Source organism: Halalkalibacillus sediminis (genome assembly GCF_002844535.1).
Classification (GTDB): Bacteria; Bacillota; Bacilli; order Bacillales; family Alkalibacillaceae; genus Halalkalibacillus_A; species Halalkalibacillus_A sediminis.
The window spans coordinates 54,626-80,227 of sequence record NZ_PJNH01000003.1; the positions used below are offsets into that span (position 1 = coordinate 54,626).

General features: G+C 39.6%; 29 protein-coding genes. 11 read left to right on the forward strand and 18 right to left on the reverse strand.

Annotation, left to right across the window (positions count from 1 at the left end; genetic code table 11):
* Positions 1-14 precede the first annotated feature (14 nt).
* Positions 15-350 (reverse strand): ArsR/SmtB family transcription factor, encoded by a 336-nt coding sequence (locus CEY16_RS09935; protein ID WP_338015930.1) that lies wholly within the window; start codon positions 348-350, stop codon positions 15-17.
* 207 nt (positions 351-557) lie between these two features.
* Between CEY16_RS09935 and CEY16_RS09940 the strand changes: the two genes are divergently transcribed.
* The 3 genes from CEY16_RS09940 to CEY16_RS09950 are packed head-to-tail and all read left to right on the forward strand — an operon-like array spanning position 558 to position 1,895.
* Entirely contained in the window at positions 558-1,199 is a 642-nt protein-coding gene (locus CEY16_RS09940) for a cobalamin B12-binding domain-containing protein (protein ID WP_162297916.1), read from the forward strand.
* A 4-nt stretch (positions 1,200-1,203) separates the two neighbouring features.
* Entirely contained in the window at positions 1,204-1,509 is a 306-nt protein-coding gene (locus CEY16_RS09945; RefSeq protein WP_101331863.1) for an antibiotic biosynthesis monooxygenase family protein, read from the forward strand.
* Positions 1,506-1,895, forward strand: a complete 390-nt coding sequence (locus tag CEY16_RS09950) for a globin family protein (RefSeq protein ID WP_101331864.1) — start codon at positions 1,506-1,508, stop codon at positions 1,893-1,895. Before CEY16_RS09945 ends, CEY16_RS09950 begins: the two co-directional genes overlap by 4 nt.
* A gap of 25 nt (positions 1,896-1,920) precedes the next feature.
* On the opposite strand, the gene CEY16_RS09955 is transcribed toward CEY16_RS09950, so the two are convergent.
* Positions 1,921-2,691, reverse strand: coding sequence for a hypothetical protein (locus tag CEY16_RS09955; RefSeq protein ID WP_101331865.1), 771 nt, complete (start codon positions 2,689-2,691; stop codon positions 1,921-1,923).
* Between the two features lie 134 nt (positions 2,692-2,825).
* On the opposite strand from CEY16_RS09955, the gene CEY16_RS09960 reads away from it, so the two are divergent.
* Together CEY16_RS09960 and CEY16_RS09965 are read left to right on the forward strand one after the other, a co-directional pair.
* Positions 2,826-3,248 carry a disulfide oxidoreductase gene (locus CEY16_RS09960; RefSeq protein ID WP_101331866.1) on the forward strand — a complete coding sequence of 141 codons (423 nt, stop codon included), beginning with the start codon at positions 2,826-2,828 and terminating at the stop codon, positions 3,246-3,248.
* A gap of 3 nt (positions 3,249-3,251) precedes the next feature.
* Positions 3,252-3,743: a thioredoxin family protein gene (locus CEY16_RS09965; protein WP_101331867.1), complete on the forward strand. Its 492-nt coding sequence runs from the start codon at positions 3,252-3,254 to the stop codon at positions 3,741-3,743.
* Positions 3,744-3,796: 53 nt separating this feature from the next.
* Here CEY16_RS09965 and CEY16_RS09970 read toward each other — a convergent pair whose 3' ends face one another.
* The 6 genes from CEY16_RS09970 to CEY16_RS09995 all read right to left on the reverse strand — a co-directional run bounded on the left by CEY16_RS09970 (position 3,797) and on the right by CEY16_RS09995 (position 9,922).
* The gene (locus CEY16_RS09970; RefSeq protein WP_101331868.1) at positions 3,797-4,441 is read right to left on the reverse strand and encodes an SDR family oxidoreductase; all 645 of its coding nucleotides are present in this window, start codon (positions 4,439-4,441) and stop codon (positions 3,797-3,799) included.
* Positions 4,442-4,695: 254 nt separating this feature from the next.
* On the reverse strand, positions 4,696-4,857 hold the full coding sequence (gene ytzI / locus CEY16_RS09975; RefSeq protein WP_101331869.1) for a YtzI protein: 162 nt from the start codon (positions 4,855-4,857) through the stop codon (positions 4,696-4,698).
* 76 nt (positions 4,858-4,933) lie between these two features.
* Positions 4,934-6,409, reverse strand: a complete 1,476-nt coding sequence (cshA, locus tag CEY16_RS09980) for a degradosome RNA helicase CshA (RefSeq protein WP_238378827.1) — start codon at positions 6,407-6,409, stop codon at positions 4,934-4,936.
* A gap of 268 nt (positions 6,410-6,677) precedes the next feature.
* Positions 6,678-7,829 carry an acyl-CoA dehydrogenase family protein gene (locus CEY16_RS09985; RefSeq protein WP_101331870.1) on the reverse strand — a complete coding sequence of 384 codons (1,152 nt, stop codon included), beginning with the start codon at positions 7,827-7,829 and terminating at the stop codon, positions 6,678-6,680.
* Between the two features lie 75 nt (positions 7,830-7,904).
* Positions 7,905-8,774, reverse strand: coding sequence for an EamA family transporter (locus tag CEY16_RS09990; RefSeq protein ID WP_101331871.1), 870 nt, complete (start codon positions 8,772-8,774; stop codon positions 7,905-7,907).
* Positions 8,775-8,959: 185 nt separating this feature from the next.
* Complete coding sequence (locus CEY16_RS09995) at positions 8,960-9,922, reverse strand: ring-cleaving dioxygenase (RefSeq protein ID WP_101331872.1); 963 nt, start codon at positions 9,920-9,922, stop codon at positions 8,960-8,962.
* Positions 9,923-10,038: 116 nt separating this feature from the next.
* On the opposite strand from CEY16_RS09995, the gene CEY16_RS10000 reads away from it, so the two are divergent.
* Entirely contained in the window at positions 10,039-10,509 is a 471-nt protein-coding gene (locus tag CEY16_RS10000) for a GNAT family N-acetyltransferase (RefSeq protein ID WP_101331873.1), read from the forward strand.
* Positions 10,510-10,545: 36 nt separating this feature from the next.
* Here CEY16_RS10000 and CEY16_RS10005 read toward each other — a convergent pair whose 3' ends face one another.
* From CEY16_RS10005 to CEY16_RS10030, 6 genes are all read right to left on the reverse strand, one after another.
* Positions 10,546-11,061, reverse strand: coding sequence for a GNAT family N-acetyltransferase (locus CEY16_RS10005; RefSeq protein ID WP_101331874.1), 516 nt, complete (start codon positions 11,059-11,061; stop codon positions 10,546-10,548).
* A 45-nt stretch (positions 11,062-11,106) separates the two neighbouring features.
* On the reverse strand, positions 11,107-11,343 hold the full coding sequence (locus CEY16_RS10010) for a YkuS family protein (RefSeq protein ID WP_101331875.1): 237 nt from the start codon (positions 11,341-11,343) through the stop codon (positions 11,107-11,109).
* A gap of 86 nt (positions 11,344-11,429) precedes the next feature.
* On the reverse strand, positions 11,430-11,864 hold the full coding sequence (locus tag CEY16_RS10015; RefSeq protein WP_101331876.1) for a pyrimidine dimer DNA glycosylase/endonuclease V: 435 nt from the start codon (positions 11,862-11,864) through the stop codon (positions 11,430-11,432).
* A gap of 13 nt (positions 11,865-11,877) precedes the next feature.
* Positions 11,878-12,738, reverse strand: a complete 861-nt coding sequence (locus CEY16_RS10020; protein ID WP_202908624.1) for a 5'-3' exonuclease — start codon at positions 12,736-12,738, stop codon at positions 11,878-11,880.
* A gap of 10 nt (positions 12,739-12,748) precedes the next feature.
* Complete coding sequence (locus CEY16_RS10025) at positions 12,749-13,033, reverse strand: hypothetical protein (RefSeq protein ID WP_101331878.1); 285 nt, start codon at positions 13,031-13,033, stop codon at positions 12,749-12,751.
* A gap of 11 nt (positions 13,034-13,044) precedes the next feature.
* Positions 13,045-14,190, reverse strand: a complete 1,146-nt coding sequence (locus CEY16_RS10030; protein ID WP_101331879.1) for a M20 family metallopeptidase — start codon at positions 14,188-14,190, stop codon at positions 13,045-13,047.
* A 143-nt stretch (positions 14,191-14,333) separates the two neighbouring features.
* Between CEY16_RS10030 and CEY16_RS10035 the strand changes: the two genes are divergently transcribed.
* Together CEY16_RS10035 and CEY16_RS10040 are read left to right on the forward strand one after the other, a co-directional pair.
* Positions 14,334-14,915: a sigma-70 family RNA polymerase sigma factor gene (locus CEY16_RS10035; RefSeq protein ID WP_101331880.1), complete on the forward strand. Its 582-nt coding sequence runs from the start codon at positions 14,334-14,336 to the stop codon at positions 14,913-14,915.
* Positions 14,908-16,356: a DUF3221 domain-containing protein gene (locus CEY16_RS10040; protein WP_101331881.1), complete on the forward strand. Its 1,449-nt coding sequence runs from the start codon at positions 14,908-14,910 to the stop codon at positions 16,354-16,356. The genes CEY16_RS10035 and CEY16_RS10040 overlap by 8 nt, the downstream gene beginning before the upstream one ends.
* A 203-nt stretch (positions 16,357-16,559) precedes the next feature.
* On the opposite strand, the gene CEY16_RS10045 is transcribed toward CEY16_RS10040, so the two are convergent.
* The 3 genes from CEY16_RS10045 to CEY16_RS10055 form a co-directional block, all read right to left on the reverse strand.
* Complete coding sequence (locus CEY16_RS10045; RefSeq protein ID WP_101331882.1) at positions 16,560-19,202, reverse strand: MMPL family transporter; 2,643 nt, start codon at positions 19,200-19,202, stop codon at positions 16,560-16,562.
* 3 nt (positions 19,203-19,205) lie between these two features.
* A complete protein-coding gene (locus tag CEY16_RS10050) occupies positions 19,206-19,652 on the reverse strand; it encodes a MarR family transcriptional regulator (protein ID WP_101331883.1) in 447 nt (148 codons plus the stop codon).
* A 72-nt stretch (positions 19,653-19,724) separates the two neighbouring features.
* Positions 19,725-20,210 carry a GNAT family N-acetyltransferase gene (locus CEY16_RS10055; RefSeq protein WP_101331884.1) on the reverse strand — a complete coding sequence of 162 codons (486 nt, stop codon included), beginning with the start codon at positions 20,208-20,210 and terminating at the stop codon, positions 19,725-19,727.
* 141 nt (positions 20,211-20,351) lie between these two features.
* Between CEY16_RS10055 and CEY16_RS10060 the strand changes: the two genes are divergently transcribed.
* The 3 genes from CEY16_RS10060 to CEY16_RS10070 all read left to right on the forward strand — a co-directional run bounded on the left by CEY16_RS10060 (position 20,352) and on the right by CEY16_RS10070 (position 24,667).
* Entirely contained in the window at positions 20,352-22,097 is a 1,746-nt protein-coding gene (locus CEY16_RS10060) for an ABC transporter ATP-binding protein (protein ID WP_101331885.1), read from the forward strand.
* Positions 22,075-23,907 (forward strand): ABC transporter ATP-binding protein, encoded by a 1,833-nt coding sequence (locus CEY16_RS10065; RefSeq protein ID WP_101331886.1) that lies wholly within the window; start codon positions 22,075-22,077, stop codon positions 23,905-23,907. Before CEY16_RS10060 ends, CEY16_RS10065 begins: the two co-directional genes overlap by 23 nt.
* A gap of 199 nt (positions 23,908-24,106) precedes the next feature.
* Entirely contained in the window at positions 24,107-24,667 is a 561-nt protein-coding gene (locus CEY16_RS10070) for a hypothetical protein (protein ID WP_101331887.1), read from the forward strand.
* Between the two features lie 129 nt (positions 24,668-24,796).
* Here CEY16_RS10070 and CEY16_RS10075 read toward each other — a convergent pair whose 3' ends face one another.
* Positions 24,797-25,561 carry a DUF3298 and DUF4163 domain-containing protein gene (locus CEY16_RS10075; RefSeq protein ID WP_162297917.1) on the reverse strand — a complete coding sequence of 255 codons (765 nt, stop codon included), beginning with the start codon at positions 25,559-25,561 and terminating at the stop codon, positions 24,797-24,799.
* Between the last annotated feature and the right edge of the window lie 41 nt (positions 25,562-25,602).

The window sequence follows — 25,602 nt, forward strand, 5'->3', positions numbered from 1 at the left end:
AACCCCTTATCTCTCTAATCACATATAATTCTTAAATTATTATTTGATAATTCTTCAAGCTCCTCTTTTCCATCAGGTAATTGATCGATAATAGAAGCAATCATTTCAAACGACTCATGTTCTTTATTCGCTTTATAAAAAACCCAATGACCCTTACGATTTTCAAGCACAAGCTTCGCATCTTTCAACTTCCTTAAATGTTGGCTGATTGCTGGTTGGCTCATATTTAACAACTCCACCAATTCACAAACGCAACACTCATCATTTGTCACATAACGCATGATCGACAAGCGGTTCTTGTCACCCAACAACTTCAGAATCGAAGCAACTGCATCAACACCCATACGCACTTTCTCCAATGGCGTTCCTCCTTATATAATCAATTGCTTATATAATTATATATTAATTATTAGGTATATTCAAGATGACTTACAAATGGCTCAATTCGGCCTAATTAACTAGTCAAAAACGCCCCTGTACTGTTATTCTAGAAATAGTGAATTAAATAGTTTATAGAGAATTTAATTGCAAAGGAGGGAGTTGAAAGGATGACTCCCATGGACAAATACAAAAAAGCATATATGAAAGCCATTACTGATGGGGATATACAATCCGCACAAGATATCATATCTAAGTCTTTAGAGGATGATTACTCCTTGGATGATATTTACTCTATGATTGCTAGCTCGATGTACGATATCGGGAACAGTTGGCAGTTTAATGATATCAGCGTCGCCCAAGAACATTTCTCGACTGCAATATCGCAAACGATTATTTCTCAGTTGGGGTTGCAAAAGATGCCGGTTGATTATGAACGTCGAAAAGAAACCGCTGCACTCTTCTCAGTTGAGACGAACGCACATTCATTGGGCATTCAGATGATTCAAAATATATTTCAACATTTTGGTTACCGAACCTATTATTTCGGAGCAGACTTGCCAAATGCCCATATTATTAAAGAGCTCAAAAAAATCAAACCTAATTATATCGCATTCTCAATAACTCTTTCAGACCATGCCCTAGCAGCCATTGAATTAAGCCAAATGATTAGGGACGAAAATGAGTTGTCAGATACGAAGATTATAATAGGTGGTTACGCTTTTCATAACAGAGCAGAATTAAAAGACCATATTGAACATGATTATTACTTCCAGAACGTAAGTGATTTCAATGATTGGTTAAGTGAGAAAGACAGGTGATCTTATGTATATAGTTGATTCCTTAGTGAAAGTACCAGTAGAAAAAGCAGATGAAGTTATATCTATTTACCAAAATAGGTCCAAATCCGTTGACGAACAAGACGGATTCATAAAATTCCAATTGTTACAGAACGATAAAAAACCTGAAGAGTTGACGGTCCATACCGTCTGGGAAACGAAAGAAGACTATTTGAATTGGGCAAGAAGTGAAAACTTTAAAAAAATCCATGATATGGAGAAGAACTATCCAGATCAAGAGCTTGCCAGTATTGTGCCCATTGTTAAAAAGTATAAGGTGGTGGCGGAATGAAACTACAATCAAGAAATATTACCTTTGACCCAGCAATCGGAGAGGTAGTAAAGTCGATTGTGGATGAAATATATCAGGAAAACCCTCAATTGCACGATCGTTTCGGTCAACGAGGTATAGAAAAATGTACTGAAGATAATTTCTATCACATGCGTTATCTTCACACTAGTTACCAATTAAACAACCCATCTATTTTCGAAGATTACACACATTGGTTGAATTCCGTACTAACAAATAGAGGGGTGCCTACGGAGTATATCATTCAAAACTTCGACTTGATGATTAGAGTTTTTGAACGTCAAGATGAAGGGCTGACTTGGTCGTTTTATATTGAACTATTAGAAAAAGGCATTGACGACTTACAAAAAGAAATCTTAGACAAATAATAAATAACATGGGGAGATTATTAATCTAATCACTCCATGTTATTTTTATATCTCCAGAAATCTCATGACCATGATAGATAAGTTTTATTTCACCTTCTTTATCAGCTTGGAAACGATAAGTCCAGTCGCCTGTTCCTTCAACACTTCCAAGAGATAAATTGTCTTGAGGCCATTTCAATCCTCTTCTACCTGAATCTTCAACATCCCAGTCCACTTCAACAATATATTGCTCCCCCGCTCTTACAGGTATGTAAACTTCTTCTTGGCCATTCAAGTTTTCAAATGTTGCGATGTATCGGTCGCCTTGATATTCACTTTTAAAATGGTCGCTTAGCGTGGGATTGACCCAAATCAACAGGAAGATCGTCGACAATGCAACGGTAAGCGTTAAGATCATCCGACTTAATGAATCTGAGAGGATCTTTTGAATTCCATAGAATAAAATGAAACCTATTCCTAAAAATATACCTAAATACATCACCACGTAAAAATACCAGCCCGCCGAACCGGAAAGAGCAGGTAAAAAAAGAATCGCTCCTCCAATATATCCTGCTAGTGCATAAGAAAAGGTGAAACCTTTTTTTGAATCAATCTCCATTCTCCTAAGGACATACTCAATAATAAAGGAAGCCAGAACTGCATAAGTCACACCATACAACCAAATCTTTGACGTTGAAAGTAAATCATATGATGCTGATACATCATAACCGGTATAGAAAAAATGCCCTATAAGTACTAAGAGGATTGCTGTAATAGCTGATGTTATTTTATTAATCAATGAATGAACGCTCCACACGGAATTCCCTCCCCCCTTTAATCAGTTTAATATACTTTTTTTCAAATTCACGAAAGTGTCTAAAACTTTTCACTTACTTTCTAGTCGAATATCTACTATAATCTTCTTGTACAATGATTTATGAAGGAGTAGCCATGAATAAAAAGAATGAGAACTTAATGATATTTAGTTGGGTGGTAGCTTTTGCAGCGACACTAGGGTCTTTATACTTTTCAGAGATCCGTTTATATGAACCATGTAAACTTTGCTGGGTCCAACGTATATTCATGTACCCAATCGCCATTATATTATTAATCGGCGTTATATTGAAGGACTCTAAAGCATTTGTTTATAGCACAGTTTTTGCAGGGATTGGTTTTTTAGTTTCAACCTATCACTATGGCTTACAAAAGCTCCCATTCCTCCAAGAATCGTCACCTAGCTGTGGAAGGGTCTCATGTACCGCTGGATATATTGATTGGGCAGGCTTTATCACGATTCCATTCTTAGCTATGACGGCATTTTTGATCATTTTGATTATCAGTATCGCTGGATGGAAACATTCCAAGGAGGTTTAATATATGAAAAAATTACTTATATTCGGTGGAATCATCGTTATTTTATTTATTGCAACGGCATTCTTAACTAATATGGCTGAAACGGAAAATGTCGAGGAGGATAACCCGTATGGTAAAGATCGCCTCCATGCTGAGACAGCTGACCTTTTAGATGATCCGCACTATCAGAACATCATCACACCTGAAGAACTTGATGAAAAGTTAGAAAATGGTGAAGATGTGACGGTTTATTTCTTCAGTCCTACTTGTGGCATCTGTCAGGAGACTACACCTGAGATCATGCCTCTTGCTGAAGAAATGGGTGTCGACTTAGTTCAATACAATGTGTTGGAATTCCAAGAAGCATGGGATAGCAAAAGTGAAGGCGGCTTCGGGATTGAAGGAACTCCAACTGTCGTTCACTTTGAAGATGGAGAAGAAGTAGACCAAAGAGTAGTTGGTCGGACTCCTAACGAAGGTTACCAAAGCTATTTTGAAAAATATGTATTAGATTAATAATTAAAGCCCCCTTTCGGTAGAAAGGGGGCTTTGCTATATCACTAAACTAATTATAGTTCAAAAATTTCATCTTTAATCTTATTTTCACCTGTAATCAAATCGAACCCTTTATTATACGATTTAGGGTTATCAATCAGGTGGAAGATGGTAAGCGCTACATCTTCTCGAGGAATGGAACCTGGTGCAATTCCCTCTCCTATCTTAATTTTACCAATGCCTTCATCGTTTGTAAGACCACCTGGACGAACGATAGTGTAATCCATATCACTTCGCTCAAGTGCTACATCTGCATAATGTTTTGCGACATAATAGTGTCTGATTTTATCGTTCCAGTTTTCACGATTATTCGCCTGATATGCGCTAACTTGGATATACCTTTTGATTCCTGCTTTTTCTGCAGCCTCAACAGATTTAACTGCGCCATCAAGGTCGATCAATAATGTTTTATCTGAACCAGTATCAGGACCTGAACCAGCTGCGAATACCACCGCATCGCAACCTTCAGCCGCTTCTGCGATATTATCAACGGAACCTTCTAGATCTGCCAGTACAGCCTCGATTCCTTCCTGTTCGAATTGTTTCTTCTGTTCTTCTTTTCTTACCATTGCACGAACTTCGTGCTCTTTGCTGTCTTGTATAAAATGAACTAATTGTTTCCCTATCTTACCATTTGCACCTACTACAAAAACCTTCATGATTAAAGTCTCCTTTATTGTTGAGAGTTAAATATAATCTCACACTACAACTTATACCCGGAATGGTGAGATTGTATTCAGGTATGTAGTAATTGAGGGTTTGAACGAGATTTTAATTAACCAATATAACATTAATGACGCAAAATCCAAACTACAGGAAGCCCCAAAATTGATCCTTTTCCACACCGCGACTATCGCCAAAATCAAAAAAAGATCCTTGGTTAATCAATAACCAAGGATCTTCCTTTCAATGACTACTCTTTATTATCAGAATCGGAGTTATCATCATCGCTTTTCTTCTCGTCTGGTAAAGGATCCACTTTATGTTCATATGCGTAACCTTTAGAAATGGCATAAATCGTCAGAAACATAACGGCTATGATAATTGCGATTGATACAATCATTATCTTGACCATAGGATTACCCCTTTAGAATCTGTATGAATTTATCCCCATTATACTAACGTGCTCAAAAAGAAACAATTCTAATTTATTAAGAGCGTTTGTTGTTGTAATTCTTACCGCGTGAGTTTTTGTTGCGATCGTTGTTGCGTCCGCCGCGACCTTTGTTGCGGTCGTTACGTCCGCGGCCACCGCCGCCTCCACGGTAATTGCTGCGCTTTTTATTGTCGTTGCGAACACGTTTACCACGCAATGGTGCAACTTCAGTCAGCTTAACTGGTGTTTGGTCTGGTTCTTTAGCTAACAATTTCAACGCTGCTGCAACCACGTCAACCGCATGATGATTTTCTAGCAACTGTTCTGCTGCGTGAGTGAATTTTTCCGCTTCGCCTTTATCGATCATTTCGATCAGTTCATCTCTAGCTGCTTGTTGAACTCCCTCTACAACCTCATCGTAAGAAGGGATGTTTTTCTTAATCATACGACGCTTAGTCATACGTTCAATCGCTTTAAGATGCTCAGATTCACGGAAAGTCGAGAATGTAATCGCCTGACCTTTTTTACCTGCACGACCTGTACGTCCGATACGGTGAACATAGCTTTCTGGGTCCTGAGGCAAGTCAAAGTTGTAAACATGGGTTACACCTGAAATGTCCAAGCCACGAGCTGCTACGTCCGTTGCTACTAAGATGTCAGTAGAACCTGACTTAAAACGACGGATAGTGTGTTCACGCTTGTTCTGAGGGATATCACCATGGATTCCTTCTGCGAAGTATCCACGTTTTGATAAACCTTCCGATAGTTCATCGACACGCTTTTTCGTACGACCAAAAATGATCGCCAAGTCAGGTGACTCGATGTCTAACATACGGCAAAGCACGTCAAACTTCTGGTTTTCCTTCAATTCAACATAGTACTGTTCAATATTATCGACTGTCAGTTCTTTTGATTTTACCTGGATCAATTCAGGTTCTTTCATGAACTTCTCAGCCAACTTCTGAATTCTCTTAGGCATTGTCGCTGAGAACAATAGCGTCTGATATTCAGATGGAATAGAATCCATAATCGCTTCGATATCTTCGATGAATCCCATGTTCAACATTTCGTCTGCTTCATCTAAAACAACTGTTTTGATATTGTCCAAACGAATCGTTTTACGACGGATGTGATCCAATAAACGACCTGGTGTAGCTGCTACCAGTTGTGGTTTGTTTTTCAACGCACGAATTTGGCGGTTGATGTCTTGGCCGCCATAAACTGGTACCGTTTTGATTTTTTTTGTTTGACCTATACGATTAAGCTCTTCGGCTACTTGGATTGCTAGCTCACGTGTTGGAGCGATAACAAGTCCTTGAATAGCTGATAGATCCATATCGATGTTTTCCATCATTGGCACACCAAATGCAGTCGTTTTACCTGTTCCGGTTTGTGCTTGTCCAATTAAATCTTTTCCTGTTAATGCTGTAGGGATCGATTGTTCCTGAATCGGTGTTGGATTTTCGAATCCCATGTTTGATAAGGCACTTAAAATATCCTTATCAATGTTAAAATCACTGAATAATTTCAAATTGCTTTCCTCCTAAATTTACCTCTGTAAATTTTCCTATTATATTTTCCAGAGAAAAGTTAGAGTACTTTTCAACTTTTCTTATACATTTACATTCATTTTTATTGTAAATTGTTCCGAGTATAAAAATAGCTACTATAAATTGTAGGAAATAACTGAATTGCCTACATCTAAAGTAGCTACGTAATCTATTTCCTTATTTATATCTAACTTTTCACAAGACAATTTAGTATAACTGTTTCAAGGGTCAAAAGTCAACCGTGATCAATTAATCATCGAGCAAATCTTTAGCAAATTGTTCTAATACCATATCATCCATGGGTGGGTTGTGAAGACCCGCCCGGACATCACGATAATATTTTTCAAACAACGCATCTTTCGAAAGACCACGTCCACCAGACACACGCATTGCTAAATCAACGATTTTCTGCGCGTCATTTGTTACAGAAACTTTGGCAACAGCAAGAGATGACATAAGTTCCGGGCGACGTTCAGGATACTGATCCCATTTTTCCGCCACACGGTACAAGAGGTGCCTGGAACGCATGAGTAACATCTCCATCTCACCTATCTTCTCGCGGATATGATGTTCTTTTGAAATGGTATGGTCGAGACTATTCGGTTGGAAACTCTTAGAAAATTCAACAGCTTCCCTTGTTGCGGCACTCGCAATCCCTAAGTAACACGCAGGGATATGTAAGAGCCACCCTTTTGGACCCGAACGCTTACCTGACTTACGCTCGACTAATCTTTCTTGTTTTACACGGACATCTTGTAAAACAAGATCATCACTTCCTGTACCCCTCATACCTAATGTGTCCCATGTTCGGTCAACTGATACACCCAAATTGTTCATATCCACTAAAAAAGACCCTACTTGGTCATCGTCTTCGATATAAGCTGAAACGATTGCGTAATCCAAATGAGAAGCAAGAGTAGTGAACGTCTTTCTTCCATTCAAAATATACCCTTGTCCGTCCCAAATAGCTGTTGTTTCTGGACGACCTCCTCGCGTCGGACTACCTGTATTTCTCTCAGTCGAAGCACGGTTGACCAACTTCTGTTTACTAACTTCCCGAGCTAGAAATTCGAAATTCTCTTCGGTCCATTTATGCTCATCCCTTAGTTCCATGATGATACCTAAATGCCAACCGACTGAGAGCGCAGTCGCGCCATCACCTTCAGCTATCTTTTCCTGCATCACTAACCACTCGTATAAAGATAAGTGCTCCCCGCCATATTCTTCCGGAAGGGTCATTGATAAGTAGTGATTATTTTTTAATTGTTGTATTATTTCTTCAGCTAATTGACCTTTCTTATCAGATTCTTTTGCAAATGGTTTAATTTGATCAGCCAATTGGCTTGCGCGGTCATATAATTGATGTTGCCGTTCATTTTGTAAAAACAATCCATTTCCCATTTATTTCACCCTTCTCTATTAACCGATAAACTATCATATGTTATTACCCGAAAATCGGAAATGATAAATGTCTGTTCAAGAATAATTTTTTAACAATCTATGCTTATTTCCAAGCAGCAACAGTCCTACAAATAACAATGCTAACCCGATACTCGACAGAAATGTCAACTCTTCTCCCAAAAGGAAAATTCCAAGCACAGCCGCGGTCAATGGTTCTGCCAAGGCTAAAGTTACTGCTGAGGATGACTGTATCTTTTTCAACCCTCTTGCGAATAAAATATAGGCGACGCCTGTTGCAATAATCCCCAAATGTAAAACACTTAAGCTCCCAGACAATGTCCCAATCCACTGGAAATTATGAAAAAACAATATCGGTAGCAACATAACTGCAGCAGAACTGAAAACTACCGCGACTACTAAATCAGAGGAGTGATTTGTTACTAAAGATTTACTGACGAAAGTATACACAGCAAACGAAAATCCAGCTAAAAGTGAAAAAGTTATTCCTAGTGGTTCAACCACAATTGATTGATTCGATTGGAATAACAACATACAACCGATAACTGCTAATAATGTTGAAAGGCCCCATACCCAGTCGGGAACCTTTCGGTATAGAAAAACCTCAAATAGACCCGCAAAAATAGGCGCACTGCATAAAGCAACGACGGTTCCGACAGCTACCCCTGTAACAGCGACTCCCGTGAAAAAGAATGGTTGGTAAGCAGCCATGGCCAAAGCGCTGAAAAACAGTGGGAGTAGCGGAAGGTTCCATTGATAATTTTCACGCGATATAAATATGTATACGAGTAAAGCAATTCCACCAACTAGTAATCGAAGAGCCCCTACAACTAACGGAGTTGCTTCTTCCGGTGCAAGTGCTTGAGCCGTTCCTGTGGTCCCCCACAAGATGGCTCCCAGCAAGACGAAAATAATATATCTATTCATAAATAGACCCCTGAACATTTTTATTTTGTATCATTTTAACACGAAATAAGTGAGAAAAACTTGGCTTGTCGCCAAGTTCTAATGGCGAAAGCCTTTGTTTTTCACATACTTTAATCATTTAACAAAGTTAAACATTCTTAAAGTGTTAAAAAAGCTGATGTGTCATCTACACATCAGCTCTTAAATCAATATTTTATCGGGTTCAATTTTTGTTCGATCTCTTCTCTTTTCGATTCTAAGAATGGAGGCAATGCGAGTGATTCACCAAGATAATCTTGATCCTCGTCGGTCGCAAAACCCGGTCCGTCTGTTGCTAGCTCGAATAGGATACCATTAGGTTCCCGGAAGTAGACGGACTTGAAATAAAAACGATCAACAAAACCTGAATTACCGACACCAATTTCATTAAGTTTAGCTAGCCAATTTCTTAATTCACTCTCCGTGCTCACTCGGAAAGCGACGTGGTGAACTCCACCTCGTCCTAGACGTTCTTGTTTCAACTCAGGACGCTCTTGGACGTGAAGCTCTCCACCCGTACCACCTTCACCTGTCTCATATACAACTACAGAGTGACTGGATTGATGGTGTATATAATCACCCGCTCGTCTGAAGCCCATGACTCGTGTAAGGATGGCTTCTGTCGGTTTGATATCTGGGACGGTTAAATGGATTGGCCCAAGTCCTATAATTCCATGAGTAGAGTCGACAGGACTCTTCTCCCAAGGGTGACCACCTACCACACCAAGGTTTTTCTCATCACTGACTAAGATCAAACGCTGTTTTTCAAAGTCTTCGAAAGGTAGAACTTTTCGGCCAAATTGTTCAATGATCCCTTCATTTTCTACTTCATATTGATTCAAACGGTTCTCCCAGTAACTCAGAGCCTCATCAGATGGAACCCTGAGTGAAGTGGTTGAAATGCTATTATTTCCGTTATGATTTTGTCCGGCTCGTGGAATTTCAAAAAAAGTCAGCTCTGTCCCAGGATTACCAACTTCATCCCCATAAAATAAATGGTACATGGAAGGTTCATCCTGATTGACCGTTCTCTTTACCATTCGCAACCCCAATATTTTCGTATAAAAGTCGACATTTTTTTGTGCATTTGCCGTCATTGCTGATAAATGGTGGATACCTAGTAGCTCCATGTTATTACCTTCTTTCCTCTTGTTAATAAATATTTTAACAAGAATTATCTCGAAATCAAAATAAATAGCATTTTTGAATATTTGTACTATAATGTAGAAAAGAGGTGAGGAACATTTTGATAGCAATCGAACCATTCAGAAAAAATCATATGGACTTATGGGCGAATTTTCGCCAAAAATTATGGCCAGAGCACTCACTGGAAGACATGACTATTGATGTTCAACATATTTTCGAAGGAAAGAAACTCGTTGGAGATGAAAAGACTTATGAAGGCTTTCATTTATTAAAAGATGATGAACCGATCGGCTTTATCGAGGTCAGCCTCCGTGATTCAATCGATTGGTACGATGCTTCTCCCATTGCTTATATAGAGGGATGGTTTGTTGAGCAATCTGAACGAAAAAAATCATTCGGAGCGAAATTAGTAAAGCATGCAGAAGAATGGGCCCAAGAACAAGGCTGCGATTATTTAGCTTCAGACTTAGAAAAGGATAATCGAATCAGCTTGCTGGCACACCAACGACTCGGCTTTACCATCGTCGATGAAAATGTAAAAGAGTACTTGTTGATTAAAGAAATAGAGTGATATATTAAGGCACCCCACTGCTTTGGGGTGCCTTTTTTAGAGAACATCGATCCAATAACGTTCAACGATATTACCGCTCTCTTCAACAAACGATTCGTCTTGCTTTCCACCGTTTTTCAATATAACTTTTTGGGATGCTGGATTGTCTTGATTACACGTGATCAATGCTCGTTCGATATCCATTGCCTTTAAAATACTCAAAGACTCTCCTAACATTCGCGAAGCGTATCCCTTCCCTCGCTCAGTCGGCCGAACACCATACCCTACGTGACCTCCAATTTGAAGAAGTGGTTCATTCAATTCATGACGAATGTTCGCAGCTCCAAGGATTCTTCCGCCCGAATCCAATAGAAAATATGTAGAACTCGGAACCCAACCAGGTTTAACCCCGCTTGGATCTTCTTTCTTAATCAGACGCTTCATAAACTCACTAAAGTCATCAGGGATTTGTCTAAGTCCCGATGGTACAATCTTTTCATCATAATCTAGCCAATCATTGATGTATGTAAAATATTCTTTCTCAGAAACTTCATTTGCCTTCACAAAATTCATCTCGCATCCCCCTAATGAATGAAAAAAGCAGGGGGCTCCTGCTTTTTACACTCGTTCGTTCACTTCCTGTACAACTTCTTCTGCTGTCTTTCCGTTACAATTTATAACTGGTGCTTGAGTGGTTGCCTCACTCATACCCATCACATTCTGATCTTGTCCTGAAACGCAACAACAATCACAATCTTGTGCTTGGTCCGCTTCTAATGCAACTACTTGGTGCCCGTTCTCTTGCAATGCTTGTTTCACATCACTCAAATTACCTTCTACTGCTATTCTAGCCATTCATTTCACCTCCCGTTTTCCCACGTTAGTTTGCATAACGAACAGGAAAATTATTCTCAAGGAGGTGAATTTTTTCTTTTATAGGATTATATCTTTTCCCAACTTGCAATCGGTCCCTCTTTTTTTTCAAATAATGGATGAGGGATCAGTACTTTACTCTTCGATTCACTAATCTTCTTCAACCTTTCGGGATCCCGTTTTCTAAGCTTGGCACGCAAATGTGCCCACTCGTAATCTAATTGGCCTGTTGTTACAGGAATCGGGTCACACGCTTCGGGTTGTAAAATCTTTGAAGAATCAAAATTGTAACCTCTTGATTTTGCTTCAATATATACATATTGAAGATAAATGCCAATTGCTTTCATCGGTTCCTCGTGTTGATAAAACCTTTCTAACTGGGGGTGGTTTTGATAACCCTTCGTTTGTCCAGCTAACACTTTCTGTGCTAACAATGTTTCTCGCCATAGCGCAACTAACCCTTTGGCGTCCAAATAACTAGGATTGATTGACCATAACCTCATTCAACACACCCCTCTAAAACAACGAATCTAACCGTTTGAATTCAAGCTCTTGGAATTTCTCCATTGCACGTTCACGATTGATTCGAAATTCAGCTTCATTCAGGTCACATGTCACGCCTGTTTCGCAATTGATTTCAGCCAGTTTTCTAGATAAATGAACCATCTCTAGATCATTCTCGAATTTTGCACGCTGCGCTTTTGTCAATTGGTCCAAATTGGCCAAAATATCTTCCAAAGTCCCATGCTTTTGTAATAATTTCAAAGCAGTTTTCTCACCAACACCACGAACGCCAGGGTAATTATCGCTCGTATCACCCATCATCGCTTTCAGCTCGATCATCTGGTATGGCGTAATTCCTTTTTCTTCAGTAAATCTCTCAGCATGGTAAATATCATAATTTCCATACCCTTTTTTCAACAAAATCACTTTGATATTCTCATCCAATAACTGAAGAATATCTTGGTCCCCTGTTAAAATATGTACCTCCGCTTCACTTTGATAGGCTTTTGCAAGTGTACCGATACAGTCATCCGCTTCATAACCGACTTCTCCAATATTCGGGATTTCCATCGATTCAGTCACTTCTTTGACTAGATCGAATTGTGGTACTAATTCTTCTGGAGGTGCTCCTCGATTGGCTTTATAGTCTGGATACAGATCATTCCTGAACGTATGTGCACCCATATCCCAGCAACAAATCACATGGCTAGGTTGGAAGGTGTTGGCTGCAGTCATCATATGACGGACGAATCCGTGCACGGCATTTGTCGGAACCCCTTTGCTATTGACCATGAAATAACCACTCATCGCAGTTGAATAAAACGCTCGAAATAACAATGCCATCCCATCTACTAATAATATCTTTTTTTCCATTATGTTCCCCTCACTTTCGCTCTACTTCTCTGAATTTCTCTATGAATTCACTCGGATTCTCTTTGACCTGCAATGTAAAAACACCCTTAGAAGTATGCAAATAAAAGAATCCATATCCCTCAGATAACATTTTGTAAGATAGATCGAACACTTTCTCTATAGAAAAAACAAGCTCATCTGTCGTAATCTTCTCTTCGGTCAATTCGACCCAGAATTCCTCTTCGATATATTTCTGTTCGAAGTTCCAATGGTCTATTTCTCTTCGCACTTTCACATAAGGATGTCTGAAAACCATTTGAATCACTCCTACTTTGATTGCCCGCAGGTGACTAGAAGCATCGCCAACAAGGCACTTCTTTTTGGCATTTCTTCTATGATCACATGTTCATGTGAAGCGTGTGCTCCATCACCAACTGCCCCTAAACCATCAAGGGTCGGGGCTAATTCAGCCGTGAAATTAGCATCACTGCCACCACCTGTAGACTCTTCTTCTAATTCAAACCCTAGATATTTTTTTGATAAAACACTCGCCTGATCGAATAGGGCTTCAATTTCATCCGTCCGCTCAAGTGGGGGACGGTAGATTTCACCTGTAACTTCAATCTTAACCTCATCATCTTGAGGAGAGAGCGCTTCAATCAATGGAACGACTCGGTCCATTTCTTCTTGAGTTTGGACTCTTACATCCACTACTGCGTGCGCTTCTTCAGCTACCACATTCTTGGACGAACCTCCGTCAATAATCCCAACATTGACTGATGTCCCTTTAACTAAATCAGTCAAAGATGATAGATAAGTGATTTGTTCAGCAAGCTCTGTAATAGCACTTGCTCCCTTTTCAGGCTCAATTCCGGCGTGAGAAGAAACTCCAGTCACACTGACATCGAATGTTCCAACGCCTTTACGCGCCGTTTTTAACGCACCGTTTTCCCCTAAAGGTGGCTCCATTACAAATACATGTGAACTCTTCTCAGCTTCCTCCATGATGGCTTCCTTGGATGTCGGGCTTCCAAGCTCCTCGTCACTCGTCATTAACAAAACAATTTTTTTGTTCAAATGGATATTCAGCTCATGAATCGCTTGAATAGCGAATAAAGCCTGTACAATGCCAGCTTTCATATCAAAAGTCCCTGGTCCGTATGCTTTTCCATCTTCCACGTAAAATGGCATTTCCTCAATTGTTCCTTGTGGCCATACGGTATCAAAATGAGTGAGGATTAATAACTGCTCCTCACCTGTTCCCCATTCAGCACGTATATGATCGGTATATTCGTCACTTGAAATTCGTGTATAAGTTCCCTCTGTCATTTTCGTAAAACAGATCGTCAGATATTCAGCAATTTGCGAAGTAAGTATCGGCTCCTGTGATGGGGATTCCATTTTCACCAAATCTTCCACAAGCTCAAGCATCTCACCCTGACGATTCTTCAAATACTCAATTATTTCCTCCATGTATATCCTCCAATGTTGCATCTCGCTAGTTAATATTATACACGTTTTCGTTTAGCGTTTCCTACCAAAAGGGAACTGGAATTATAAAAATGCAACCACTAATGTAAAGGAAGCGTCATATTAGGTAAGAAAGGAGGTTGGGGATGTCAGTGTTCGAACACGATAAAGACTATAGTCAAAAAATGACCGAACAAGATAGATTACGAATCGTAGAAGAATGCATGAATGAATACGGGGACGAAATCAAACGTCTTGTTTTCACATACGTGAGCAATCATGCCGATGCAGATGACATTTCACAAGAAGTATTTCTTAAGGTTTATCAAAAGATAGACCAGTTCAAAGGTGAATCAGAGCTCAAAAGTTGGATTTATCGCATTGCTATTAATAAGAGCAAGGATCACTTAAGAAGTTGGAAATACCGGCAACAAAAGTTAAAAGATAAGATGGAAAGAACGTTCAAGAAAGAATCAGCTGTAGAGCATCAAACGCCTGAACATATTTCCATTGAAGATGAAGAGGCGAATACATTAATGGAACATGTATATGAATTACCGGTGAAGTATCGTGAAGTGATTATTCTTCACTACTTTGAACAATTATCCACAAAAGAGATAGCTGAAGTATTAGAGACAAATTTGAATACTGTCAAAGCTAGATTGAAGCGCGGTAGAGAGCGTCTAAAGACATTCCTTGATGGAAACGGGGGTGAACAGTTTGGATAAAAAGTTAGAAAAAATGCGAAAAGCATATCAAAATAACGAGAATTTACGCTTTACTAAATCGGACAAAGAAGAAGTGTTTGATAAAATCGCACGTCACAATGAACCTCCTCAAAAAGCTCCCCTATTTCCTTGGAAAGTTGTTATGTCCATGTTAGCTGTAATATTGATTGGCGCAGTCATCTTTGCCAGCGCTGACGGGGATTTCTTTAATACTGCCGAAGCCCCTACTACGGACGATGAACCTTCAAACGAGGAAGATCCATCTATTGAAGGTTATGTAATGGAGATGGACGAAGATCGAATATTGGTCGTTGAACCTGAGCTTTCTGATAATGATCAATACCAAGCTGTTTGGTACAGTGACGTACCGGATGGAATAGAAATGGGACAGTTTGTGTATGTATGGCATGAAGGTCAAGAAGAATCTTATCCAGCTCAAGCTTCTATTGATGAAATCGAAATTCAAGAAAGCGAAACGGTCGATGAATCTAATTTGACCGAACAAGAAGCTTTGAATACAGCATTATCGTCTACTGATTTCGAAGATACTGAAGTTTTAGTGGTTGATTCAGTTTCATTTGATTCAGATTCAAGTATTTGGGAAATTTCTCTGAACGATAGCGAAGGCACATCAGTAAGCACCATTCAAGTTGACGATGAAAAAAATACGGTCGTTGAAGAGGAAGAAGAATCTTTCTTCGATTATGAACCGTATGGCAAACCTTTTACAAAACTTGAAATTGATGTAGTCGAGGCAATGCAAGATAGCGAGAACATCTTGAATCAACTTTCCGGAGATGCCACGTTGAATGCTGTTGCCATTGACGAAAAGGGCACAGTAACGATGGACTTCGAACCTTTTGAAGAATCTATAACGAGCGGGGAAAAAGGAGAACTGACTCAGACGATTGCTGAATTAGCATTTGCATACGACGAAAGCGAAGAAGTCTACGTTCAGTTCGAAGGTAGTAGCGAAGCATTCCGAGATTATATGGAAGCTGAAGCAGTTACTCCAATTACAAGGGATAACCTAGAATCCAATCAAGGACCACCTGAACCTGATTTAGAAGAAGTTCTGACCGAATATGAGGAAAAGGTTAATAATTTTCTTGAAGGCCAAGCTGACGATCAAAGAATCACAACGCACGACTCAATTGAAGAAATTCGAAACGATTTCATGACAGTCATGTCTAGAAGCCAAGCACAATATTTGATTGAGACCTACGTCCGGGAAGATAATGGACTATATCTAGTAGCAACTGGCGGGCCAGTATTTATTAACCTAGAAGAGCCTTATAGTACAGAGCAAGTTTCTGAAAAGGAATATCAGGTTATCCAGGAAAAGGACGGACAAATGAGAAACGGAATATTCACATTTAACATTGTATACAATGGAGAGGCCTATGTCGTTGACTCAATAGAGCATGAGGAAACTCAATAAATAAGAACCATCAAAAATGATGGAGGATTTAATCGGTTAATCGACGTATAGCTTCAGTTAATTCTGTTATAGATTCAGTTAATTAACGCGTAGCTTCAGTTGATTCTGTTTTAGGTTCAGTTAATCAACGAATAGATATAACTTTGGTTTTAATTAAACCAGAAAAAACGGAGCTCACCTTTAGAGCTCCGTTTTTCTTATGACTATTTTTTCTTAAATGGGAACCAAGCAACTTTTCCGAGCAACATTGTTACAGCTGGGATGAACAGTGGCAGAACAATCAACCCATACATGAGTAACCCAGTGATAACAATTGTTGCAATCTGAATCAGACTAAGTACACCTGATGGGAGCATGGCACCAAAGGTACCTGCTAGAATGATGGACGCTGTGATGATCACAGTACCCATTTTCGCCATTGCTTTCTTCATTGCAAATTGTAGGCGAACGCCATTAGTCGCTTCTTCGTTATATCTTTCTAGTAAAAAGATCGAGTAATCCACACCAAGTGCGATTAACATGACAAACCCGAAGAATGGTACAGCCCAACTGATTCCGTCATAACCTAATAGATTCACGAAAATCAATTCTGCTGCAGAGACAGATGCAAAATAGGTCAATAACAACGAACCAATCATGTAAATCGGCATGACGACTGATCGAAGCAAGAATAGTAAAACCACGAATAAACTACTCAACATGATAATAATCGTACGAGTGTAGTCATCGGAAGAGATTTCATCTAAATCATGGTTAATACTAGTAACCCCACTATATGCTATCTCCGCATCACTCAGTGCACCACTTAAATCTTCTGAATCCAACTGGGCTTTGATTTCTTCCAGAGTATCCATCGCTTCTACAGAATATGGATCATCTTCTAGAACGACTTCAACAGTCATCCCATTACCTTCACCGAATGTATACTGATCTACTAATCTACTGAACGACTCTTCTTCTAAGACCTCTTCAGGAACATAAAGACCTGTCGATTGAGCTGCTTCACTCTCTTCAATTGAAGTTACCATTTCTTCAGCATCTTCTAACCCAGAACGGATCTCCTCAATTCCAAGTCGTGATTCCTCAATGCCTCCTGACATTTGTCCGAGTGCTTCTGCTAGGGCTTCTCCCTGAGATCCTTGCTGTGAAAGTTGTGACTGGAGTTCTTCCATATCACTTTCAGCAGTGTCCAGTTGATCTTCAACCTCTGATAATCGAGTGACTGTAGAAGGAAGATCCTCAGCTTGGTTCAATAGACTTTCAGCTTCATTCAATCTGTTGAAGGCAGTTGCTAGATCATTTTGAATATTCACAAGCTCTTCAGACATCTGAGGTCCTGCTTGGGAAGTCAACTCGCCCAAGTTTTGTTGAATGGATGAAATTCCACCCGATACACCAGACAATCCTTCTCTAGCCTCAGGAAAATTCTCTTCGATTTGTTCATATTGTTCATCGACTTTCAAGTCTTCTAATAAATTGCCATCAGGTCGAGTAATGGTTCTGACAGATTTAACACCTTCAACCGATGCAACTTTACTTACCACTTGTTCAACATATGGAATTTCTTCTGAAGTTGCTAGTTCTTCTTCGCCATTCAGAACAATTTCTATCGGTAAAGAATCCCCTGTGCCGAAGGCCTCTTCGATTCTTTCAAGTCCTTGAACAGACCCATAACCATCGCCAATTTCATCTACCATGTTAAAAGATAGATCCTCTTCATACATCAGCAGTAAAGGGACTGTGATAATGGCCACGATGAAAATTGAAAAGATAGGTCTCACCACGGAGACTTTACTCATCCACGCCCATAGCTTGCTATCGCTATGTTTTGCTGCCTTTTTAGATGGCCAGAATAGTTTATCTTTCAGTACTGCCATGAAAAATGGCATGACTGTAAACAGTACTAACAGCAAGATAGCAATACCTATTGCGACCCCTGCTGCAGATTTATAGATTGGAAAGTCAGCAAAAATAATCACCATGAACGCTATAAACCCTGAGATCGCGCTTGCCACCAATGTTTTTCCTGCAGTCCGATATGTCTCAATGATTGCATCGTTTACTGACTTCCCTAATGTCAGCTCTTCTTTATACCTACTCAATAGCAAGATGCAATAATCCGTTCCGATCCCGAAGAGCACCGCTACTAAAAAGATCTGTGTATAATTTGATACCGGGAAACCGAACCAATCAATGAAAAATGCCACAACCGACTGACTCATAAGGTAGGTCAAACCGACAGCTACCAGAGGAACTAAAGGAGTTACAATCGAGCGGAAGACCGCCAGTAGTAAACCAAAAATAAGTACGACGGTTATAATTTCAGTTCTTTCCAGCCCTTCTTGTGCACTCTCATTCACTTCATGATTAATAATTGGTTCGCCCGTAACATAAGCGGTCCACTCATTCGGGATGATATCGGCCCTTATGTGCTCAGCTAGTTCATTAATTGCGACCTCTTCACCATCTACCTGTATTGGTAAAAGAACAGTTTGCTCATCTTCTGAAACAAACTGAGATTCTAGTTCATCTGATTCAAAAGGATTCACCACTTCTTCAACTGGTGCACCATATGAATCGATTTCATCGACCATGTTTTCAATCGATGAACGTTGATCTTCATTCAGCTCACTTTCAAGGGCAAATACGATTGATATGGTATCTGAAGTTGAACCAGCTTCCTCCAGAATTTCAGCCGCACGCTGTGAATCGGCATCGTTCGATAATTGGAAGGTGCCAGCTTCCTCCGCCTGCTCCGTTAAATTTGGAGACAAAACAAACAAAGCCCCTGTAAGAGCAATTATTCCTATCAAAATGTACCATCTGAACTTTATGACTTTACCCATCTGCTACTCCCCATCCACTTTCAATATCGATTTTATTTTTCGGAACATGCTGATGAACTGTTCCAATTCCTCTTCTTCTATATGCTCAGAGAAGATTCTTTCAATATATTGAAAGACCATTTCATTCGTCTTCTCCACCACTTGTTTTCCTCTCTCAGTAAGCATGATCAACTTCGTCCGTTGATCATTTTCATCAGGAATCATCTCGACAACTTCTTTATCTAATAACTTTTTCAAACGGTTCGAGACTGCACTTTTATGTACCCCTTGCAGTTCTGCGAGTCTATTAGATGTCATTCCTTCTTCTTTCTCAATAAGCTTCATCATCTGGACTTGTTCTCGAGAAAAATCTCGCCAAACGTCACCATCAACAGATTTCAAGATTCTACTCGTACCATAAATCATCACTTCTTCAAAAAGTTCTACTGCTTCATACAATCGCTTATCCAAAGGTTTACCCCCTAAACTAAAAACAACTATCAATTAGTTTAGGGGGTAAACAATCTGTCTGTCAACTGAAGCTTATAAATTTTTTTGATAATAATAAACATCCAACCAGCGGTTAAATTTCCAACCTACTTCTTTTAAAGTTCCTCGATGCTCGAAACCGAACTGTTCATGCAAGTACACACTAGCTTCATTTCCCGAAGCTATCAAACTCAATACAGAATGGAATCCATTATCCACAGCCTGATCAATCAAAGCTTGCATCATCCTTGCACCGTAACCCCTGCCACGGCATTCAGCTTTCAAATAAATCGATAAATTACTGGTGGGACGATACCCTTCCTTGGATGAGTGTGGTGAGATCGAACCATAACCGACCACGTTGCCATCAATTTCTCCAACTAACACAAAGAAAGGGTCTTCATGACTTTTCAACCAATTTTCCCGCTCTTCTAAATCCATCTCTTCGTTATCCAATGTGGCTGTCAGCGTCCGTATCGCCTCATTATAAATCTCTAAAATGACCGGTAAATCCTTTTCTGTAGCATGCCTAATGTTCATAGTTGACTCCTTTTTCAGAAAAATAACTCAAATCTCTATGTAAAATGATTAAATCGAGATAAAATAAGTATCATTGGTATATTATTCGAATTCCGAATTATATCTCTATATAGAATAACATCAATCGGTGGAGGAGCCATCATGAAACAATCAATTTTATCTTATTTAAAACCATATAAATTACACGTAGGCATCGCTTGGACTTTAATGCTCATTGAATTATCAGTTGAGCTGATGCTCCCTTTCATATTGGGTAAAATGATCGATGACGGAATTGAAGTAGGCAACTACGATCAAGTCATATTCTGGGGATCCATCATGATTGGTCTAGCGTTGTTGTCTTTTTCAGCGGGAATAACCAATTCTTTCTTCGCATCACACGCTACATATCGTTTCGGCTATGATGTACGGGAGAAATTATTCGAAAAAGTACAATCATTTTCGTTTAAAAATTTGAACGACTATCCAACTTCATCGTTAATTACTCGCTTCACAAACGATGTAAGGCAAGTTCAAACAGGGATATTCATGGCACTTCGAATCATGTTACGTGCACCTTTGCTTGCGCTCGGCGGAGTCATTATGGCATTCATCGTCAATTGGAGAATCGCACTCGTTTTTTTCATATCCGTACCGCTTTTGATCGGATTCTTGTTCTTTTTATTGAAAAAGGGAAGCAGTCTGTTCAAAAAGGTGCAATCGCGACTGGATTTCGTCAACCGTGTCATGCAGGAGAACTTAGCGGGTATTCGGTTGATCAAAGCATTTTTACGCAAAAACCATGAGAAATCAAGGTTCATGGACGCGAATACAGATTTGATGAAACGCACGAAAACCTCCTATCGAGTGATTGAATCCTCGATGCCCGTCCTACTTTTCGTAATGAACATGAGTTTAATAGCAATCATCTGGCTCGGTTATATCGAGGTAGGTAATAATCAGGCAACAACAGGAGAAATTGTATCAATCGTGAACTATGCCTTACGAGTATCGATGGCGATTTCCATGTTCGGCTTTCTAACGATGGCTTTTGCCCGTGCCAAAGCATCTGTAGAACGTCTACAAGTAGTGATGGATGCCGAAGTGGACTTATTGGAAGCAGATGATGCGGATGACTCTCATAAGATCACCGAAGGAAAAGTGGAGTTCTCAAACGTCACTTTCCGTTACCCAGGATTAAAAGCGAATGTACTTGATAACGTTTCATTCACAGCAAAGCCGCGCGAAAAGATTGCTATTATAGGCTCCACCGGATCAGGGAAGACTTCTTTATTTCAATTAGTGCCTAGACTTTATGATACGAATGAAGGAAAAGTATTTATCGATGGGTATCCGGTCGAACGCTTGAAACTCGATAACTTAAGAAAGGCAATTGGTTATGTGCCTCAAGCGCCTCTCTTATTTACCGGATCGGTCTTCGACAACATCGCCTGGGGGAAAAACGATGCGACAGAAGCCGAAGTCATGCAGGCCGCCAAAGATGCCCAAATCCATGATACGTTAGCTAATCTTCCAAATGGTTATCAAACGAAGATCGGCCAAAAAGGTGTCAATCTATCTGGAGGGCAAAAGCAGCGTGTTTCCATAGCTCGTGCTTTGATCCGTCAGCCCAAGATATTAATGCTCGATGATAGTACCAGTGCACTGGATTTAAAGACTGAATCGAAATTGCTTGAAGCCATTCAGGAATACGAATGTACCACGTTGATTGTCACCCAGAAAGTGACTACGGCAATGGAATCCGATCGTATTTTACTATTAGACGACGGGGAATTGATTGCAGAAGGAACGCACGCAGACTTATTGCAAACGAATGATCTCTATCAAAAGGTTGTCGAGTCTCAGTTCGGAAAGGAGGAAGCATATGATCAGAAAGCAGCTCGCTGAACCGTTCCGTTACGAAAAAATTGACCTGAACGAAGCCGAACATGTCCAGGATGAACGTGCCAAACCTCGCGTGCGAGATTGGAAAGGGACCATCAAACGTATTTGGAGTTTGTTGATGAAAGATAACAAAATCCTGCTGTTCGTATTTATGATGGTTGTAATCAGTTCAGGGCTCGCAATACTGGGTCCTTACATGATTGGTTCATCTATTGACCGCTTCATCGACAATCAAAATGTCGAAGGACTAAGTAAGACGTTATGGGCACTGTTTTTCATATATCTCTTTTACTCACTAGCGATTTTTCTTCAAAACTTTTTTATGGTGGGAATTGCTCAGAACACTGTTTTCGACCTGAGATCTCAACTGTTCAACCAACTACATCAATTGCCGATTTCATTTTTTGATAAAAGACAATTCGGCGAAATCATGAGTAGGATTACCAATGATGTAGATAATGTCAGTAATACGTTGAATCAATCAGTAATCCAGATCTTCTCAAGTATCTTGACACTGCTTGGGACGGTCGCAGTAATGATTTATTTGAGTCCAATTCTGGCACTTGTTACGATGTCGATCATTCCAATGATGGTGTTCGGCATGAAATGGATTACGAAGCGTACCGGACCCCTTTTCAAAATCCAACAGAAAAGGTTAGGAGATTTGAACGGGTATGTAGAAGAAACGGTTTCAGGACAAAGGATCGTGAAAACTTTCTCCCAAGAAGATCGTGTGAAAAGTGAATTCCATCAACGTAACGACCGTGTTATGAGGTCGAGCTATTGGGCGTCTGTCTTTTCAGGTTTCATTCCTAAGCTGATGAATATGCTGAACTCTTTCAGTTTCGCAATCATCGCTTTTATCGGTGGTATTCTCGTAATTCAGGGGTCTGTCACAGTGGGTACGATCGTTATTTTCACTGAGCTTGCCCGACAGTTTACACGCCCACTCAACGAATTATCCAATCAATTCAACCAGCTACTATCAGCAGTAGCCGGGGCTGAACGCGTCTTTGATATTATTGATGAAGACAGCGAGGAACTAGACGAATCAGAGGCCATAGAGATTGATGAACCAAAAGGTGAAATGGAGTTTAAGGACGTCACATTTTCTTATGACGAAGATGAAGTTGTTTTGAAAGGTGTATCTTTCAAGGCTAATGCCGGAAATACTATCGCATTCGTCGGGCACACAGGCGCAGGAAAAACAACAATCATCAACTTGATTTCCCGCTTCTACAATTATGATAGCGGACAAATCCTGCTAGACGGAACCGAAATCAAAAATATTAAGCGTGCTAGCTTAAGAAAACATATGGCTTTCGTATTACAGGATGCATTTTTATTCCAAGGAACAATCCGAGAAAATATCCGCTATGGCCGACTGGATGCAACAGATGAGGAAGTGGTCGAGGCAGGCAAAAATGCTAATGCTCACTCATTCATCATGAAAATGCCCGACCAATACGACACGTTACTAAGCACGGACGGAAGTGGGATTAGTCAAGGACAAATGCAATTGCTGACAATTGCCAGAGCGATTTTAGCTGATCCAAAAATTTTAGTGCTAGATGAAGCAACAAGCAGTATCGACACTGTTACAGAGGTGAAGATCCAAGAGGCTCTAGGACGACTAATGGAAGGACGCACAAGCTTTGTCATCGCACACCGACTCAACACGATCCAAAGTGCTGATCAAATCATCATGCTCGAGCATGGTAAAATCATTGAACAAGGTTCTCACGATGTGTTGATCAAACAAAAAGGACGCTACGCAGACTTATATCAGAGTCAATTACGAACAAGCAGTTAAGAAAAAATGAGTTTATACTAAGTAGTTCAGTTTTGGAGTACATATTCCCTGTACCCATGATTGGACTACTTTTTTCATACAAAGCATTTGTCGGAGATTGTAGAAAAGTAAATTTATTGAATTTTAAGCGATTTGGTATTTTTATGGTAATATAACAATAATAACTGTTTCGGTTAACTTATAGGAGGACAAAAATATTATGAAGAAATACTTAATCATTGTTGGATTGTTTCTCTTAGTAGGGTGTGGGCAAGAAGCTGGCAGTCATTCAGATATTAGTGATGAAATAAATAATCATTTAGGAATTGCACCTTACTTGCCTGAGATAGATGACCCCATTGGCCATGTTCATGTAGAGTATAGTCCAGAATTCGAGGACGGTGAACCTATTAATGGTGAGCCCTTTCAAGCTACGGTAGAATATAAAGTTTCCCTTGATGAAAAAGTTGATGAAGAATTTAAAGAATCATGGGAAGAAATTAACCCACGCCGAGAAATTATTTACGGTGAATTATATAAAGATAGAACTGCTGTCATGGTAAGAGTCTCTAAAGGATCAGGGGAAATTCAAGGCGCTAAAACGATTGAATTTAAGAATCATGATGTTCGATATCAACTAATTGAAAGAGAAACTAAGACAGTTTTTATGCTTATTAACTTTGAAGATATCGGATATGAAATCCAATATCGAACGGAAGAAAACGATATCGAAGAAGAAGCTAAAGCATTTGCGAAGGATATAATAAACAATAATGATTAATATAAAAAGAGCATTAAATTACTTATTTAATGCCCTCATATCATACATTCTTATTGTTTACGTTCCGAAAATGGATGCTACTTAGTCAAGTGAGCACCCGATTTTTTTCCGTTAATTTGGTTCGACTTTCTATTCACTTTGAAATCTTTTTAGCCACTCATCGTCTATTAAATCTTTTACTTCGGAAATTGGAATGACGACTTCAGGCATGCCTGCAGCTCCAGCTAAAACTTCATATTTATTGAACTTGAAAACAAAGGCACCGTCTCGTACGTAGAGGTTTGAGAAGTCATAGCCCTCCTGACTCAACCACTTATTTAATTCATCTTCCAGTACGTACCCTTCATATTGCTTAACTAGACCTTCTTCCACCAATGGTAAAAGTACATCCCTTGCTTGATTAGGATCTTTGAAAATTTTCGACCGATCGACTAGCTCTTTACTCTTCATATCTACCAAAAAGACTTTTGTTCTTTGGTTTACATTTGCTCCGCCTGTGTAACTTTCTTCATCAATAACAATTGAATACAGACCTTCTCCACCCTCATAAATGTCAGTGGTGATGTATAGACTCCCTCTACGCTCAGCACTAACTTGATCATACATTTTAATCGCTGTTAAAAATTGAGTTTTCATTGTCTGAACTTGCTTTTCGAAAAAGTTCGTAAGGTTTTCATCTTTAAATACAGGAACCTGAAAATTCAGTTCATAAGTCTTTGCCTGCTTATGAAGTGGTTGGATTCTTATTTCTTCATATTCTGTTGCATTTGCTTTTACCACCTCTTCTGTGAAAACAGGCATACTTTGTTCATCACTTTCCGTATACCAAAGATACAGTTGTCCTAAAGCAAGACTGATCAGCAATGTTACTAGAAACATTCTATATATATTCATCTGCTCAACTTCTTTCATAAGATGTCGTTTTGATTCCTTAA